Source organism: Secundilactobacillus silagei JCM 19001, from assembly GCF_002217945.1.
In the GTDB taxonomy this organism is placed as follows: domain Bacteria; phylum Bacillota; class Bacilli; order Lactobacillales; family Lactobacillaceae; genus Secundilactobacillus; species Secundilactobacillus silagei.
This window is the reverse complement of the sequence record NZ_BCMG01000007.1, coordinates 124969-140950: the sequence shown is the minus strand read 5'-3', so window position 1 is coordinate 140950 and position 15982 is coordinate 124969. Positions and strand designations below refer to the sequence as shown.

The 15982-nt window shown below is 47.6% G+C and carries 20 protein-coding genes; 19 read left to right on the top strand and 1 reads right to left on the bottom strand.

From position 1 onward, the window contains the following. Nucleotides 1-3 precede the first annotated feature (3 nt). Nucleotides 4-852, top strand: coding sequence for an NAD(P)H-binding protein (locus CES79_RS07810; RefSeq protein WP_054654576.1), 849 nt, complete (start codon nt 4-6; stop codon nt 850-852). A 58-nt stretch (nt 853-910) separates the two neighbouring features. Then, nucleotides 911-1348, top strand: a complete 438-nt coding sequence (locus CES79_RS07805; protein ID WP_054654575.1) for an Rrf2 family transcriptional regulator — start codon at nt 911-913, stop codon at nt 1346-1348. A 91-nt stretch (nt 1349-1439) separates the two neighbouring features. Here CES79_RS07805 and CES79_RS07800 read toward each other — a convergent pair whose 3' ends face one another. Next, nucleotides 1440-1943 carry a phosphatidylglycerophosphatase A family protein gene (locus CES79_RS07800; protein WP_054654574.1) on the bottom strand — a complete coding sequence of 168 codons (504 nt, stop codon included), beginning with the start codon at nt 1941-1943 and terminating at the stop codon, nt 1440-1442. Nucleotides 1944-2069: 126 nt separating this feature from the next. Here CES79_RS07800 and folB point away from each other — a divergent pair, with 126 nt between their 5' ends. The 17 genes from folB to CES79_RS07715 all read left to right on the top strand — a co-directional run bounded on the left by folB (nt 2070) and on the right by CES79_RS07715 (nt 15969). Continuing rightward, complete coding sequence (gene folB, locus CES79_RS07795; protein WP_089136827.1) at nt 2070-2435, top strand: dihydroneopterin aldolase; 366 nt, start codon at nt 2070-2072, stop codon at nt 2433-2435. After that, nucleotides 2428-2925: a 2-amino-4-hydroxy-6-hydroxymethyldihydropteridine diphosphokinase gene (folK, locus tag CES79_RS07790; protein ID WP_089136826.1), complete on the top strand. Its 498-nt coding sequence runs from the start codon at nt 2428-2430 to the stop codon at nt 2923-2925. Before folB ends, folK begins: the two co-directional genes overlap by 8 nt. Then, entirely contained in the window at nt 2922-3491 is a 570-nt protein-coding gene (gene folE, locus CES79_RS07785) for a GTP cyclohydrolase I FolE (protein WP_054654570.1), read from the top strand. Before folK ends, folE begins: the two co-directional genes overlap by 4 nt. Before the next feature lie 5 nt (nt 3492-3496). After that, a complete protein-coding gene (locus CES79_RS07780; RefSeq protein ID WP_089136825.1) occupies nt 3497-4816 on the top strand; it encodes a bifunctional folylpolyglutamate synthase/dihydrofolate synthase in 1320 nt (439 codons plus the stop codon). Next, nucleotides 4813-5397: a non-canonical purine NTP pyrophosphatase gene (locus tag CES79_RS07775; RefSeq protein ID WP_054654568.1), complete on the top strand. Its 585-nt coding sequence runs from the start codon at nt 4813-4815 to the stop codon at nt 5395-5397. The genes CES79_RS07780 and CES79_RS07775 overlap by 4 nt, the downstream gene beginning before the upstream one ends. A 2-nt stretch (nt 5398-5399) precedes the next feature. Further along, nucleotides 5400-6545, top strand: coding sequence for a dihydropteroate synthase (gene folP / locus CES79_RS07770; protein ID WP_089136824.1), 1146 nt, complete (start codon nt 5400-5402; stop codon nt 6543-6545). Nucleotides 6546-6893: 348 nt separating this feature from the next. Then, complete coding sequence (locus CES79_RS07765) at nt 6894-7217, top strand: chorismate mutase (RefSeq protein WP_054654566.1); 324 nt, start codon at nt 6894-6896, stop codon at nt 7215-7217. A 17-nt stretch (nt 7218-7234) separates the two neighbouring features. Continuing rightward, nucleotides 7235-8401, top strand: a complete 1167-nt coding sequence (gene aroC / locus CES79_RS07760) for a chorismate synthase (protein ID WP_089136823.1) — start codon at nt 7235-7237, stop codon at nt 8399-8401. Nucleotides 8402-8413: 12 nt separating this feature from the next. Beyond that, a complete protein-coding gene (gene aroA / locus CES79_RS07755; protein ID WP_089136822.1) occupies nt 8414-9700 on the top strand; it encodes a 3-phosphoshikimate 1-carboxyvinyltransferase in 1287 nt (428 codons plus the stop codon). Between the two features lie 13 nt (nt 9701-9713). Then, nucleotides 9714-10580: a prephenate dehydrogenase gene (locus tag CES79_RS07750; RefSeq protein ID WP_089136821.1), complete on the top strand. Its 867-nt coding sequence runs from the start codon at nt 9714-9716 to the stop codon at nt 10578-10580. Further along, nucleotides 10577-11104, top strand: coding sequence for a shikimate kinase (locus CES79_RS07745; protein WP_089136820.1), 528 nt, complete (start codon nt 10577-10579; stop codon nt 11102-11104). Before CES79_RS07750 ends, CES79_RS07745 begins: the two co-directional genes overlap by 4 nt. Before the next feature lie 11 nt (nt 11105-11115). Further along, complete coding sequence (locus tag CES79_RS07740; protein WP_054654564.1) at nt 11116-11367, top strand: hypothetical protein; 252 nt, start codon at nt 11116-11118, stop codon at nt 11365-11367. A 179-nt stretch (nt 11368-11546) separates the two neighbouring features. Further along, nucleotides 11547-12386, top strand: coding sequence for an Ig-like domain-containing protein (locus CES79_RS07735; protein ID WP_089136819.1), 840 nt, complete (start codon nt 11547-11549; stop codon nt 12384-12386). 150 nt (nt 12387-12536) lie between these two features. Continuing rightward, a complete protein-coding gene (locus tag CES79_RS07730) occupies nt 12537-13001 on the top strand; it encodes a MarR family transcriptional regulator (protein ID WP_089136818.1) in 465 nt (154 codons plus the stop codon). Nucleotides 13002-13149: 148 nt separating this feature from the next. Next, nucleotides 13150-13680: an LbetaH domain-containing protein gene (locus CES79_RS07725; protein WP_054654556.1), complete on the top strand. Its 531-nt coding sequence runs from the start codon at nt 13150-13152 to the stop codon at nt 13678-13680. 97 nt (nt 13681-13777) lie between these two features. Further along, nucleotides 13778-14815 (top strand): zinc-binding alcohol dehydrogenase family protein, encoded by a 1038-nt coding sequence (locus CES79_RS07720; RefSeq protein WP_089136817.1) that lies wholly within the window; start codon nt 13778-13780, stop codon nt 14813-14815. Further along, nucleotides 14812-15969, top strand: a complete 1158-nt coding sequence (locus tag CES79_RS07715; RefSeq protein ID WP_089136816.1) for an MDR family MFS transporter — start codon at nt 14812-14814, stop codon at nt 15967-15969. The genes CES79_RS07720 and CES79_RS07715 overlap by 4 nt, the downstream gene beginning before the upstream one ends. The last annotated feature ends 13 nt before the right edge of the window (nt 15970-15982 follow it).

Genomic DNA, 15982 nt, shown 5'->3' with positions numbered 1-15982 from the left:
AATATGACAACCTACGCATTAACTGGTGCCACTGGCCATTTTGGTCAAATCGCAATTAAGGTTTTAGCTCAATTAGTCCCTGCCAACCAAATCGTGGCGTTAGCACGTAACACAGAAAAGGCTAAGGCCATTGTGCCTGAAGGGGTTCAAGTCCGTCCCGGTGATTACGGCGATACAGACCAACTCAAGCAATCATTAGCCGGTGTTGATCGGTTACTGCTGATCTCCTCACAACCAGGTGGCGCGATCACTCGCTTGCAACAACATAAAAACGTGGTGGACGCTGCTAAAGCTGCCGGTGTTGACTACATTGCCTACACGAGTTTTCCACATGCTGATCAAGCAACGACCCCATTAGCTGCTGATCACCAGGCCACCGAAGACTTTATCAAAGCAACTGGTATCAACTATTCCTTCTTACGCAACAACTGGTACCTTGAAAACGAAGGTGCAACGTTGAAGGGTGCTGCTGAAGGTAAGCCATTCGTTTACTCTGCTGCTGGCGGTAAAGCTGGCTGGGCGCTTGAAAGCGAATATGCTGAAGCAGCTGCTGATATTTTGGCTGCTAAGGAAACTAAACCCGTCTATGAATTTGCTGGTCAACCCCGGACTTATTCAGACCTTGCAGCTGCCACACCCGGTAAGTTTAAAGTAGTTTCAATTGATGATGATGCCTATACTAAGGGACTAAAGGACGCCGGTCTGGATGACGCTACGGCTGATTTGGTCACCATGTTCCAGACCTTGATTCGTGACAATCAGTTGGCCGAAAAGACAACTGATTTGCCAGAGGTACTTGGCCGTGAGCTGACACCGCTTGGTGAAGCAATTAAAAAGGTAATTGAGGCCTAAATTTGGGATATCACCTCAACTAGCGTATGATAAGTGAACTGAAAGTTGAGGGATTTATATGAAGTTTTCACACAAATTGAGCGATGGCGTACACATTTTGGCTTATGTCAACATTTACCATGATGGTGATTTATCTAGCCAGGCCATCGCTGACAGTATCGAATCGAATCCGAGCCTGATTCGCCGGTTAATGTCGAAACTGGTTAAAGCCGGCTTATTAAACAGTCAACCCGGGACCATTGCGCCGGCGTTGGCTCGACCTGCAGCCGAAATCAGTTTACTGGATATTTATCATGCGGTTGAAGATAATCAGCAGCTGTTGCACGTTGATGAAAAGACAAACCCCAAATGTATTGTGGGTGGCAACATTCAGGAAACTTTGGATAAAGTGTATGAGGGGATTCAAAGCGAGACGGAAGTTGCCATGCAAAAGGTGAGTCTGCAAGAACTCATTGACGATATTCTGGTGCGTGAACAGCGTAAGGTTACGGAATAAAGATTAAGTTACAAAACTAGGCAGCCAACTATCATTATAAAGTGATAGTTAGCTGCCTGGTTTTGGTTAGCACTGTTAATTTTATTCAGAATCAAGCGTACTTATGGGCTAGTTTAGCACCAGCAGCTGCTGCAATGGCTGCGATAATATCATCTAAAAAGGTGTTGACGCCTTCGCCTTGGACTGTGTCTAACCGTTTTAAAATGCCGTGTTTGACACGATCTAAATAGCCAAAATTAGTGGTGGCGATCTTACCGTAGATCCCGGAGATGCCCCCTTCAGCTAATAATTCATCAACGCCAAAAACACCAGCGTCGTTTTCGACAATACTTTGCAGCGGTTCGGGCAGGGCCTTCTTACTAGCTGCCTGATCCAGCGCAATGCCCACCATCGCGTTATTCATGACTTCGCGCTTATGCAGCACGTCAATCACCGCTGACGTGGCTTCTTCTTCCGTGAGTTCAGGAATGAACTGCAGCTGCATTTTGTAGGTAATGGAGGCAATATCATCAATCTTAATATCTTTGGTTTTGAAATAGGCCATAATACAGTCGTAAGCGGCCGTATCTGGATACTTAAAGTTTCGGTTGTTCAACTTCATCATCCTTTCAAACAGACGTTAGTTCTAGTGTAACAAAAATCCCGGATTATAGATGTCTAAACCTAGAGATGATGGTAAAATAGAAACAATTTATTTCCATCTTAGAGGAGGAAAGCTACCATGGGCGTTATTCGTATTAATAATCTCAAGTTTCATACCTTTAATGGTGTTTTTCCTGAAGAACGTAAAAATGGTCAGCAATTGGCCATTGATGTTGCACTGCACTATCCAATTGAAGAACGGGTGCAACACGATGATTTGGACGAAACCATCAGTTATGCGGATGTGAACGCAACTATCGATCAGTTCGTGCATACCCATTCCTATAAATTAATTGAATCACTGGCAAATGAAGTGCTAAAAAAACTCTTAAAAACGTTTCCCATGGCTACCAAAATCACGCTAAAAATCCGTAAGTATAGTGTACCAATGCCGGGAATCTTTGATAACGTGGAAATTGAAGTTTCGGGTGAGAACCATGAGTGAACAAGTTTATTTAAGTATCGGGTCTAATATTGGTGACCGGATCGTTAACCTGACGCAGGCAGTTAAGCTGCTTCAGGAAAATACCAGCGTTAAAATCCAAGCCGTTTCTTCGGTGTACGAAACGCAGCCGTGGGGCAATTTAGACCAGGCTAATTTCTATAACATTGCCGTTTCGATCACGACCACACTAACACCACAGCGTTTATTAGACGTGCTCCACGATATTGAACAGGCCGGCCACAGACGGCGGTTGCAGCATTGGGGGCCGCGGACCATTGATTTAGATATCGTGTATTGGGGAAATCGGCAGATCAACACGGCAACGCTGACCGTGCCGCACCCACACGCCCACGAGCGGAATTTTGTATTGTTACCCGTGCAGGAAATTGCCGGTGACGATCCGCAGGTTAAACCACAAGTAGACGCTGCCTTGGCAGAAAAGGCAGATACAAGTTGGATCAAAAAAGTAGAAGGAGTCACTATAGTATGATAGATGACGCAAATCAGAAAAAAATTGAACAGGCAGTTAAAATGATTTTAGAGGCGGTTGGTGAAGATCCTAATCGTGAAGGTTTAGTTGAAACCCCGGCACGAGTCGCCCGGATGTATAACGAAGTATTTTCTTCAGTGAACGCCCCAGCGTTTGATAATTACAAACTCTTTCCGGTGGACGAGACCACTGAAATGGTGCTGATCAAGGATATTTCGTTTTACTCCATGTGCGAACACCACTTACTGCCGTTTTTCGGGACGGTGGATGTGGCTTACATTCCCAACCATCAGCGGGTCATGGGGCTCAGTAAGATTCCCCGGCTGATCAACTACTGCGCTAAACGGCCTAACGTTCAGGAACGGATGACCGTAAATATTGCTAAGGAACTGACCCGTATTTTAGATCCAAAGGGCATCGCAGTTTCCGTTTCAGCCCGTCATATGTGCATGGAAATGCGCGGGGTTGAAAAAACGGGCAGTCAGACTGAAACCAGTTATTACACTGGGGTGTTTAAGTCTGATCACGACCTCAAACAGGAATTTTTACAGCGAATTAACGGGTGATCATGATGAATCAACAAACTGTACACGAAATGTATCAACGACTGGTTGCCCAGTTTAATCAAGCGCGGTTAGTGGGCGATAACAACCGGGTCCCCTTACTGCGCAAAATTGTGGCAGCACTGGACCATCCGGATCAGCATTATCACGTGATCCACATCGCCGGCACCAACGGCAAGGGCTCAACTGGCGCCATGTTAAGTGCGATTTTAGAGGCTCAGGGCTACCAGGTTGGCCGGTTTAACAGCCCCGCCATTTTAAATGACCGTGAGCAGATTCAGTTTAATCATCAGTGGATCACGGAAGCGGCCTTTATTGATAGCTATAACGAAATCAAACCGGTGATTAAGCGTTTGGGACTGAAAACGACTGACGTGTCAATTTTTGAGTGGCAGTTTTTGATCAGTCTGATCTGGTATCGCAATCAACGGGCGGACTACGTGATCTTAGAAGCCGGGTTGGGCGGTCTAACGGATGCAACTAACGCCATTAGCGCGCCGCAGTTGACCGTCTTTACGCGTATTGCGATGGATCATATGCAGATTTTAGGCGATACGCTAACTAAAATTGCGACGCAAAAATCGAAAATTATTAAGCCGGGAACGACGGTGGTGACGCTGGCTGATCAAGCGCCTGAAGCTTTGAACGTGCTGCAAAAAGAGGCCCAAAAACAGGACGTTACTTTAGTGGCACCAAAAACGAAAGTGACGATCTTAAAGCGCAGTTTCACTGGCATGACGGTTCAGCTTCACAGTGAGCTGTTTGACTGGCCAGCACTGACCCTAAACGTCGCGGGAGATTTTCAAAGCGAAAACGTCACGTTAGTTTTAACGGCGGTGGCCATGTTAAGAAAACAACTGGTGACATTAGCTGATCAAGCCGTTAAAACTGGTCTGCAGCGGATTCAGCTGCCAGGACGGCTGACCGTGCTCTCGCAGCACCCGCTGATCGTGGTGGACGTTGCGCATAATCCGGATGGGATGACAGCGTTGACGAACAGTTTGAAGCCATTGATTAAACAGTCTTCAGTGACGTGGATCGTTGGCTTTTTGGCTGATAAAGCAGTAACGCCAATGCTGCAATTATTATTACCATTGGCTGAACGCGTGCTGACAGTGACCCCGGATAATCCACAACGGGCATTATCTGCGACGCAGTTAGCCAGTCAGATCCAGGCACTTTCACCAACGACTAACGTCCAGCCCATGGCGAATATGTCGCAAGCCATGCAGATGGCGCGCCAGACATTGCCTGAAAACGGCATGATCGTGGTCGGCGGGTCATTTTACGTGGCCCGCGAACTGGCAGCGATGGGTGGTGGAATATGACAAAATGGTTAATTGCATCAAATAATCAGTATAAAACGCAAGATTTGATCAAATGTTTGGCCTTCTACGGCATTCAGGCGGTTTCCTATACGGTTGAATTGCCCAAAGTCACGTTTCCAACGGAACAAACGGTCAGCTACGCCGCTAATGCATTACGGAAAGCCCAATTCGTAGCGGGTCTAACGACTAAGGGTGTAATTGCTGACGATAGCGGGATTGAAATTCCCGTACTTGGCAAACACCTTGGTGTAACGACCAAACGTGAACTGCACCAAGACGTTGCCCACAGCGATAACCAAACTATTTTAAACGCCATGCAGGGTCGCTTAGATCGCCGGGCAACCATGATTAGTACGCTGGTGGCCATTGCACCAGGCCAGTCGCCGGTGACGGTCAGCGGTCGCGTGAGCGGTACCTTAGCGAAACAGACTCAGGGGACTTATTCCACGGGATTTGATAAACTGTTTATCCTGCCTCACCAACAACAAACATTAGCGCAATTATCTGACGCACAACGGCTGCCACTGACCCATCGGGGGCTGGCGGCTAAGCAGTTAGCAGCAGAATTGAGAGGGGTTTAAAGATGCAAGTTCAAGAGATGACCAACCAGTTTCAACACGCCACTGATTTTCAAAGTCAGGCGTTATATCAGCTAGCGCAACAGCAGCGATTGGTTGCCCTGCAATTCACGGCAGTCGCCACTTCGGAAACGTCCCAACTGCAAAAACGGCTCCGTCAATTGGATGCCGTTGTCAGCGTTGATGGTGACACGGTTTGGGGACTACTGACGCTGCCAGCCCTGCGACTCTTAGTTCAGCACTGGTCAGCCTGGTTTTCAGCTGAAGCTGCAGTTGAACAGTCATTAAAATCAGTTTTGGTGGCTCATGCCTTAGACTGGCAAGTAACTGGCAAACGGTTTAAACTCCGTGATACCTCAATGATTTACGGTATTATGAACATCACCCCGGATTCATTTTATGATGGCGGCCGGTATACGACTATGGACACCGTTTTAGCGCATGTATCACAGATGCTAGAAGCCGGGGCTGACGTGATCGAAGTTAACGGTCAAACTACTCGGCCGGGCTATACTGAAGTGACACCCAAAGTTGAACTAGAACGGACGGTTCCTTATATCAAGGCCATTAAGAGCCGTTTCCCAGAGGCCGTACTAGCCATCGATACCTATAAAGTACCGGTGATGTCGGCGGCGATTGACGCTGGCGTGGCTATTATTAACGATATCAACAGTTTCACGGATGATTCGGCCAAGGTAAAGTTGATGGCGCAATCTGACGTGGGCCTGCTGACCATGCTAAACGGGCGTGATTTTGATTTTCAGGTGATGACGGATGAGGCCCACCAGTTCTTCGAGGACAATTTAAATGCCCTGACCGCAGCTGGTATTGATCGTGACCGTATCGCCATTGATCAGGGGTTAGGCTACGCCAATGCCAAGGTGCAGCATGATGATCAGGATTACGCCATCATGAACAATACGAACCAGTTCAACGATCTTAACCGGCCAATGATGGTGGCCGTTTCACGGAAGGGCTACCTGCATAACCTGCTGGGGCTCAAGAAGGATGACCGGCTGCCAATGACGTTGGTCAGTGAAGTGGCCATGATGCAAAAGGGCGGTAAAATTATTCGGGTGCACGATGTTAAAGAGACCCGGCAAATGGTAACGCTGTTAGACCGCATTAATCAGGGTTACTGGTTAGTCTAAAGAAGACGCGTAGCAGTGGTTATTTTAAAGTGAGAAAAGAATAAATGTTGACTAAAATTTCTCAATATGTTTTAATGAAAACAATCTAAATGAGAAGGGATCAATGACAATGAAGACACAGTTAGCTCAAGTTAATGCGTATTGGTACGGTTATTACTTTAGTTAGCGTCCGCAACTTTAAATGCGGACGCCAAAATCGCGTTCGCGTCTAAAGCAAGCCGTCAATTTGTCGTGCCAGCTAGACGTGAAGTTTCTAGCTGGACTACGTTGATTCCGTAAAGGGAATAATGAAAGCCAGCTAGATCGTCTAGCTGGCTTTTTTCGTACCACAAATAAGGAGTGACCAAAATGATGGAAACAAAGGACAATGCAACAGGCGCGTGGCAACCCAACGAATTAACGGCTGCCCGGCAGCAAATCAATGATATCGATGATCAGCTCGTCAGGCTTTTAGCCCAACGGTTTGAAGCGGTGACGAAGGTGAATGAAGCGAAGAAGACAGCCAACTTGCCAATTATGGATCACGGTCGGGAAGATCAGGTACTTGACCGCGTAACGGGAAACGATCCGAATCCGGAAACCAGAGCCTATATGCGCCATATTTTTGCAACCATCATGAAGAACTCCAGAGACTACCAAGATTACTTAACGAAAATCAATCGGAATCACTAAAAAGGGGATTAAAAACTATGAATTACTTAACTGCAGGCGAATCACACGGACCGCAACTCACCGGGATCATCGAAGGTTTACCAGCTGGGTTACTATTGGACATTGATGCCATTAACGCGCAATTAGCAGCCCGGCAAGGCGGCTACGGCCGGGGCAGCCGGCAAAAAATCGAACATGATGAAGTCACCATTGTTGGTGGTGTGCGTCATAAAAAAACGCTGGGGTCCCCAATTGCCTTAGTCGTCAATAACCGCGACCACGCCCACTGGGGGAAGATCATGGACCCAGTCGCCGACGAGACCGCGGAGAACTCCCTGCGAAAAGTTGAACGGCCACGGCCAGGTCATGCTGATCTGGTTGGCGGGATGAAATACAATCACCGCGACCTGCGAAACGTCTTGGAACGCTCAAGCGCCCGGGAAACTGCCATGCGGGTAGCCATTGGTGCCATTTCAAAACAGTTGCTGCAGCAGTTAGGCATCGATATCGTGGGTTACGTGCAGCAAATCGGTTCAGTAGCAGCGGATGATCAAGCACCGTTAGATGTGAGTGAGATCAATCACCTGATCAGCCAAAATGATCTGCGGGTGGTTCAAGGCGATAAAGTTGAAGCCATTCACGATCTGATCGATCAAACAAAGAAGGATGGCGATACGTTGGGCGGCATTGTCCGGGTAGTCGCCACCAACGTACCTGCTGGTTTAGGCAGTTACATCAGCTGGGATACGAAGTTAGATGGTAAGATTGCCGCAGCCGTGATGGGTGTCAATGCCATGAAGGGTGTTGAAATCGGTGATGGCTTCAAGGCAGCTACTAGTTTTGGCAGCCAAGTAATGGATGAGATCGACTGGCATGAAGGTGAAGGCTTCACCCGTGAGTCGGATCATTTAGGCGGTTTTGAAGGTGGCATGACTAACGGGATGCCAATCATTGTTAAGGCGGCGATGAAGCCGATTCCAACGTTATACAAACCACTGCAAAGCGTTGACGTTGAAACGAAGGAAGTTAAAAAGGCCAGCGTGGAACGCTCTGACACGACAGCCATCGTGCCGGCTTCTATCGTGATCGAAAGCGTGGTTGCTATTGAGCTGGCTAAGGCGATCACCGACACCTTCGACGGCAGCAACATGGACCGGTTGAAGGCCCAGCTAAAGGCTTACCGCGAAGAACTCAAAAATTACTAAGGGAGGTTGCACATGAGAACACTTAAAACTAAACCAGCCCAGGGGTTACATGGTGAACTCACCGTGCCTGGCGATAAGAGCATTTCCCACCGGGGCATTATGCTAGGCGCTATCAGTGAAGGGACAACCACACTGACGCATTTCCTGACTTCAGCGGACTGTCTGTCGACTTTGGCGGCCTTTCAGCAACTGGGGGTGCCGATCGAACGTGACGGCACGACCGTTACCGTTCACGGCGTTGGGCTTCACGGTTTAAAGCCCAGTTCAGAACCGCTTGATATGGGGAACTCTGGCACCACTACCCGGTTGATCATGGGTTTATTAGCGGGTCAGTCATTTAAAACGACCCTAGTTGGCGATGACTCGCTCTCAACGCGGCCGATGCGTCGGGTCAGCGAACCGCTGGCGACCATGGGCGCTAAGATGACGACCACTGATGGTCATTTGCCAGTGACGGTGACGGGGCAAAAATTACACGCCGTTCATTACCAGCTCAAGGTTGCCAGCGCGCAAGTCAAAAGTGCGCTGATTCTAGCAGCCCTGCAAGCTGATGACCCCACGACGTTAATCGAAAAATTACCCACCAGAGACCATACGGAGCGGATGTTAACGGCCTTTGGCGGGGACATTCAAACGGCGGCGGATGGCGTGACGATTACCGTTGCACCGCAGCCGCACTTAACCGGCCAGTCGATGACGGTTCCTGGTGACATGTCTTCAGCGGCGTTTTTCATGACAGCAGCCAGTCTGGTGCCAGGGTCTAAAATTACGTTGAAAGATGTCGGCTTGAACAAGACGCGGACCGGGTTATTAGAGATTTTAAAGACCATGGGCGGCAACGTTTCAATTAAATCGGAACCCACCACGGGAGAACCCCTTGGTGATTTAACGATCCAGTCAGCTGATTTAAAACCAATTAACATTGGCAAAGACCAGATCCCCGCGGTAATTGATGAACTGCCGCTAGTTGCCTTACTGGCAGCCAAAGCGAACGGGATTAGCCGGATCACTGGTGCTGAAGAGTTAAGGGTCAAGGAAACGGACCGGATCAGCGCCATCGTGACGGAATTTAAAAAATTGGGGATTGCGATCGAAGAGCTGCCAGACGGGTTTGTGATTGATGGCCGTCAGCCCTGGCACGTGGTCGATCCCGTGTTAGATGCCCATGATGATCACCGAATTGGGATGGTTTTAGGGATTGCGGCCTTGCTGGTCGAGACGCCTTTACAGTTGAAGGGTGCTGACAGCGTCCGAATTTCCTATCCTGAATTTTTCGATGATTTAGACCAATTATTGTAATGGGGTGATCGGTATGACAACGGTATTGATAAGTGGGTTAGGCCTGATTGGCAGCTCAATTGCGCGGATTATGAAAAAAAGCGACGTTCAGCCGACAATTTTGGGGGATGACCCCAATGACGATACGGGCCAGTTTCTGCTGGGTCAGGGGATCATTGATGAACGGGTGACGCTGTTAAAGGCAGCCTCACGCGCTGATATCATCGTTCTCGCTGGCCCGGTTTCAGTGATTATTAAGCAGTTGGCTCAATTAACTACGGTTGAGTTGAAGCAAAACGTGCTAGTAACGGATGTGGGCAGTACTAAAATGCAGGTGATGGCTACCGCCAAACGTCTGCAAAAACGCCAGATTGCGTTTATGGGCGGTCACCCCATGGCCGGCTCACACAAGACGGGCGGTCGGGCCGGGAGAGAAGACCTGTTTGATCACGCGACTTACTTCATCGTGGATGGGTCGCAAACGCCAGCGCAAACTGCCCAGTTTAAAGCCTGTCTAAAGCCTGCCCAATTAAGGTGGGTCAACGTGTCGGCTGAAGCCCACGATGGCCTCGTCAGCGAAATTAGCCACGTCCCGCACGTGTTAGCCGCTAACCTTGTCAATACCGCGGATCACCAATTAAAACACGATGCAGTGGGGTTGAGCGCTGCTGCCGGCGGGTTCAAGAGCGCCACCCGGATTGCCGGTGCTGATCCGACGATGTGGACGGCGATCATGCTGAGCAACTCTGAAGCAATTAGTGACCAGCTAACGACTTATATGGCACAGTTAAAAGAAATTCAAAGTGCAATCGAAGCACATGATGCGGATAAGATCTACCAATTTTTTGAACACGCCAAGACGGTTCGGGAACGTTTAGACCAAGAAGGGGAGACACAATGAGAGCAATTTTAGTGGGATTCATGGGTAGCGGTAAAACCACGGTCGGTGAGCTATTGGCTGACCGGCTGCACCTCACGCACCGGGATTTAGATGACGTGATCGTTGAACGCGCCGGCAAAACGATTCAGCAAATTTTTGACGATGAGGGCGAAACTGCCTTTCGTCAGCTGGAACACGCCGTTTTAGCAGATACATTAATGCACGGCGAAGGAATCCTTTCAACGGGAGGCGGCACCCCCATTCAAACGGCGAACTATGACCTGCTGCGCAAAAGTGACGTGCCGGTGATCTTACTCAACGTGAAACCGGCAACGGTGCTGGCCCGGTTAGCGGATGATGGCCAGCGACCGCTCGTTAAAAAACTGGGGGCTGACGGGTTACTGGGTTTGAAAGTGCAACGGGATGCGAAGTACCATGAAGTCAGTGATATTGAAATTGACACTGATGATCTGACACCAGCCGAAGTGGTGGATGCCATTTTGGCCCACGTACGTTTTAAGAGCGGCAGTCAGGGTGCGATATAGGTGGTTGCAACATGGATTTAATTAATCTCTCACTGCGCAAACTGAATCACATGATTCACCAACGGTACGGTGATGGTACGAGTATTAATTATCTGATCAATAAAAGTCCCTTCCGGCAAAACCAGTATGGGGTTCATTTGGAATTAGTCGATGGTGACGGGAAAGTGTATCAAAAAATTGAAGTGTATTTTAAACCTGACCAACTGATTTCCGAACCCTTTGAGGCTAATGGCAGGCAGTACCGGTTAACGCTGGTTAAATGAACTTAGACGGCTGATTTTTGTGCTAGATCACCGTTTTTTTGTGCGTCATTTTCTAAAAGAGATTAAAAAGTCCTAAAACCTTTAGCTAACTACTAGCAACCCGTCAAATAACAGGTTATACTCATCAATGCTATTATAATTCGCTCGTTTTAAGCGAACATACACAAGGAGAGACACACATGAAAAAATTGGTCATTTTATCAAGCAGCTTGATTGCTGCCTTTGGTTTACTTGGTTTCGGCGCAGCAACTACAACACAGGCATCTGCTAAGACTGCTAAGCCTGCCAAAACAACTAAGACAACGATTGTCGCAGGTAGCCCAAGTTTATCAATCAACAAAATTTACTCAAACTCAACTTCAGTAACTGGTACCGCAAGTAAGGGCACCAAGATCACCGTTGAAAACAGCAAGCAAAAACAAATTGCTAGCTCAATGGCATCTAAGAAGACCGGTAAGTATACCGTTAAGTTACCAGCTAAGCAAAAAGCCGCCACTAAACTTTACGTTTACGCTAAGTACACCACTAACCGTCACTACCTTTACCGCATCATGACGGTGCAGGCTGCTGGTTCAGCTAAGACAGCGACCAAAAAGGTAACCACTAAAAAAGCACCCGCAAAGAAGACGACTTCAAAGAAGACTGTTTCCAAGAAGACCACTTCAAAAAAGACCGCAACTAAGACGCCTAAATTACAGACACCAACTGGTACGTGGCAGTCAACGAGTTACAAGGGCGCTTCAATGAAGTTTACTTTTAGCCAAAAAACCGGCTTGAACCAATACGTGACTCAAGGTAAGAAAACGACTCATGTATTAAAGAACGCAACTTACAGTGTTGATCCACAATCAGTTAACTTCTGGAAGATCAACGTTACTGCTAAGGGCGGTGCTAAGACGACTTTCTACATGCGCTTTAAGGGCACTAAGCAGTTCGTGTTAGTTAACAGCAAGAACCAAGCTGTTAAGACTTCAGTTGGTAAAGCCCCAGCTGGCAACTATACGTTTAACTTACAATAAATCGATCAAACCGATGTACAGTTCGATTTGCAACGCTAAAAAGTGGGTTTCCTAATTGGGGAACCCGCTTTTTGTATGCGTTAATTAATGCGTGAATTGGAAACAATTTTTTGATATACTCGACTAAAGTAACAAGAAAGAGGTAGTCATATGACAACGCAGCAGCAATTTTATAAAAGTCTGAAAACGTTGCTGGATAAGATGCAGTTACTGGACCAGGCGGAAATGCAGACTAAGCTGGCAGATTTTAAACCGGCTGAAGTGCATACGATTCAATATATTGGGCAGCATATTGGCGCCAACGTTACTGCGATTGCGGCTGGGATGTACGTCACCCGCGGTGCTGTCAGTAAGATGACCAAGCGTTTGATCCGCCGGGAACTGATTGAAAAGTACCAGTCAGCAGAAAATAAAAAAGAGGTCTATTTTCGGCTGACGGCAGCTGGTCAAAAAGTTTACGAACAGCATGAGGCAATGGATCGGCAACATGACAAACGCGATCAAGTGGTCTTTGATTCAGCGGATCCAAAACAGATTGCGGGGACGTTGCAGTTCCTGCAAGCCTATAATGACCATTTGGATCATGAACTTCAGCGGACTAAACAGGGCGATTAAAGCGTGATCATTTAAAAATAACGGGATTTCTAACCAAATGGGGTCGGAAATCCTTTTTTATTTTTAATTTTGTTGACAAAGAAACAAAATATGGTATTATGTTTCCAATGCAACAAAACAAAGATAGCTACGAAAGGATTTTCTAATCATGAAAACTTTTAAAGAAATACTGCAGCAAAACTGTTTTGACCCTGATCAAGAAGCGCGAAAAGTCGCTGCTAAAGAACTCGAATCCCAATTTAACTGTGAGGTGAATGCGGTCCAGATGGATTCCAGCGTTCAATTCGCACACCATGGACGCGGCTGCACGATTGCGGCGGCCAAACTGAGTGCTGGCGTGGTGATCTTTCAAAACGTCACGGTGGGTTCAAACCAGAAGTTTAACCTGAAAACGCAGGCATGGGAACACGTTGGCAGTCCGGTGATCGGTCAAAATGTGATCATTGCGGATGGTGCTAAGGTATTAGGACCGATCATTATTGGTGATGATTCGGTGATCGGTGCTGGGGCAATCGTGACCAAGGATGTGCCCGCTAACTCGCTGGTGACCGGTGTGAATCAAATACGGGAAAAGCCGGCTGATTATGATTTAGTTTTTCACCTGCCGATGCCTAGCAGTGATGTGATCATTGCCGCTTGTCAGGAGCTGATTCAAAAGTATGATGCTGATGAAGATTAATGCCCGCAAAGAATAATTTAGCCTCCCCTTAATCGTTTGCTTACGAATGCCTGTCTGGTACAATTAATGCAGGTTATCAGGAAACGGAGGGCAGGTTATGAAAAAAATGAAAGTAATTGGCGCAACCGCAGCGCATCAGTTAGTTGATTTGACGCTGCCGAAACCTAGTGCCAGCTCTAATCAAGTACTAGTTAAGATTGAGGCAGTTTCGGTTAATCCAGTGGATATTAAAATTAAAAATAAGGTCACTGAAACGACGGCGCCTAAAATATTGGGCTATGATGCGGTTGGTGAAGTGGTTGAAACTGGCAAAGAAGTCACCAAGTTTCAGGCAGGTGACCGGATCTTTTATGCCGGCAGTACCCAAATGGCCGGGACTAACGCTGAATTTCAGCTAGTAGATGAGCGACTGGCCAGTCTGGCACCACGCTCGTTGACTGCGGCTGAGATTGCAGCCATGCCGTTAACATCATTGACTGCTTATGAGCTATTATTCGAAAAAATGCAGTTTGTCGCGAAAGCTAATCAAAACCAAAGACGAACCTTGCTGATCATCAACGGTGCCGGTGGGGTAGGATCGATTATGGCTCAATTGGCGCACTGGGCCGGCCTAACTGTACTGGCAACCAGCAGTCCGAAAAATTTTGACTGGCTGACACAAAACCACGTTGATCATCCCCTGGACTACCATGGTGATTTATTACAGGCCATCCACGCCTTAGGCTACGATTCAATTGACGGCATTGCTATCTTGTATAATCCGGCGGCTTACTTTGATCTAGCAGCTGAATTAGTTGCACCGTTTGGCCATATTGGCTCAATTGTCGGCAGTCCTGTTGATCTGCCACTATATAAAATTAAGAATAAAGCTGCCAGTTTTGACTGGGAGTCGATGTTTGCGAAGAGTGCTGCCGATTACGACGTGAACAGTCAAGGGAAGACCTTACAATTGATTGCCCGGCTCTTAGACCAGGGTGTGTTGACGTCGACGTTGACGCAAACCGTGACGGATGGGATCAATGCTGCCAGTTTGACGCAGGCGCAAGCGCTAGTTAGCCAAGGCAAAATGCACGGCAAGCTGGTATTAACGGGTGGCTTTAACGTGCCGCCAGAAAGTCGGAGCGTTCATAAATGATTGCAACTAAAAAAGAGGTTCGCTTACCCGCGCTGTTTATTGCAACCTTGATGCTCAATGCCGGGGCGGCCTTTATGTGGCCGTTAACGACGATCTACATGAATAAAACCCTCGGTAAATCGCTGACCATGGCCGGTGCCGTGATGCTGCTGATGTCTTTGATGATGATGGTCGGCAACTATGTGGGCGGGGTTTTATTTGATCGCTGGTCGCCCTATTTAACCGGCGTTTTAGGTGCTGGTTTATCGCTGATTGCCATGATCTTACTGATCTTTTTTCACGGCTGGCCGATCTTTGCGGTTTTGCTGGTGATCGTGGGTTTTGGTGACGGGATCAGCCTCACTGTAGGCAATTCCTTTGCCGCCATGATCACGCAAACGCCCATTCGCAAAGTCTTCAATCTCATGTACATTGCGTTAAATGTCGGTGTGGTTATCGGGACGTTATTAGTGGGGTATTTGCTAGATTACGGGATCACCCTCGTTTTTTCAGTGACCACGCTGTGCTATATCCTGTTATTTGTTTTAATGGTGACTGAATTTAAGATCGATGTGACGAGTTCGCAGAGTGACCACCAAACTGGTGGCAGGGTGCCCAAACTGAATTTAAGGGTCATCTGGAGTATTTGTTTGATGGTGTTTGCCATCTACACCAGCTATTCACTTTGGGAAAGTGTGATTTCAGTTCACATGACTAACCTGAATATTGCGTTCAAAGACTACAGCCTGTTATGGACCATGAACGGTTTTTTGATCGTTTTTGGACAACCGTTAATGAACCGGCTGTTTACCAACCATAAGTTGGTGACCCAAGTTAGTCTGGGTGTGTCGATCTTCGCCCTGTCCTTTTTCGGCTTAATCTTTGCCAGTCGCTATTCCGCCTTTGTGATCATTATGATCGTGCTGACGATTGGTGAAATGATTGGTTTTCCAGGACTGCCGGCATGGATCGACAGTCTAGCGGAAAATGGCCGTAAGGGGAAGTATCAGGGCATGTATAACGTAGCCATTTCCCTTGGGAGAGCCGTGGGGCCGCTGTTTGGTGGCCTCATGATCGACTTCTTCAGTTATCAGTCGCTGTTCCTCTGTGTCGGTGCAGCCATGATCGTCACGCTGGGGATTGTTTTATTGAGCAATCGTCGGTTATCGGAATAAAAAAATAGCCAAT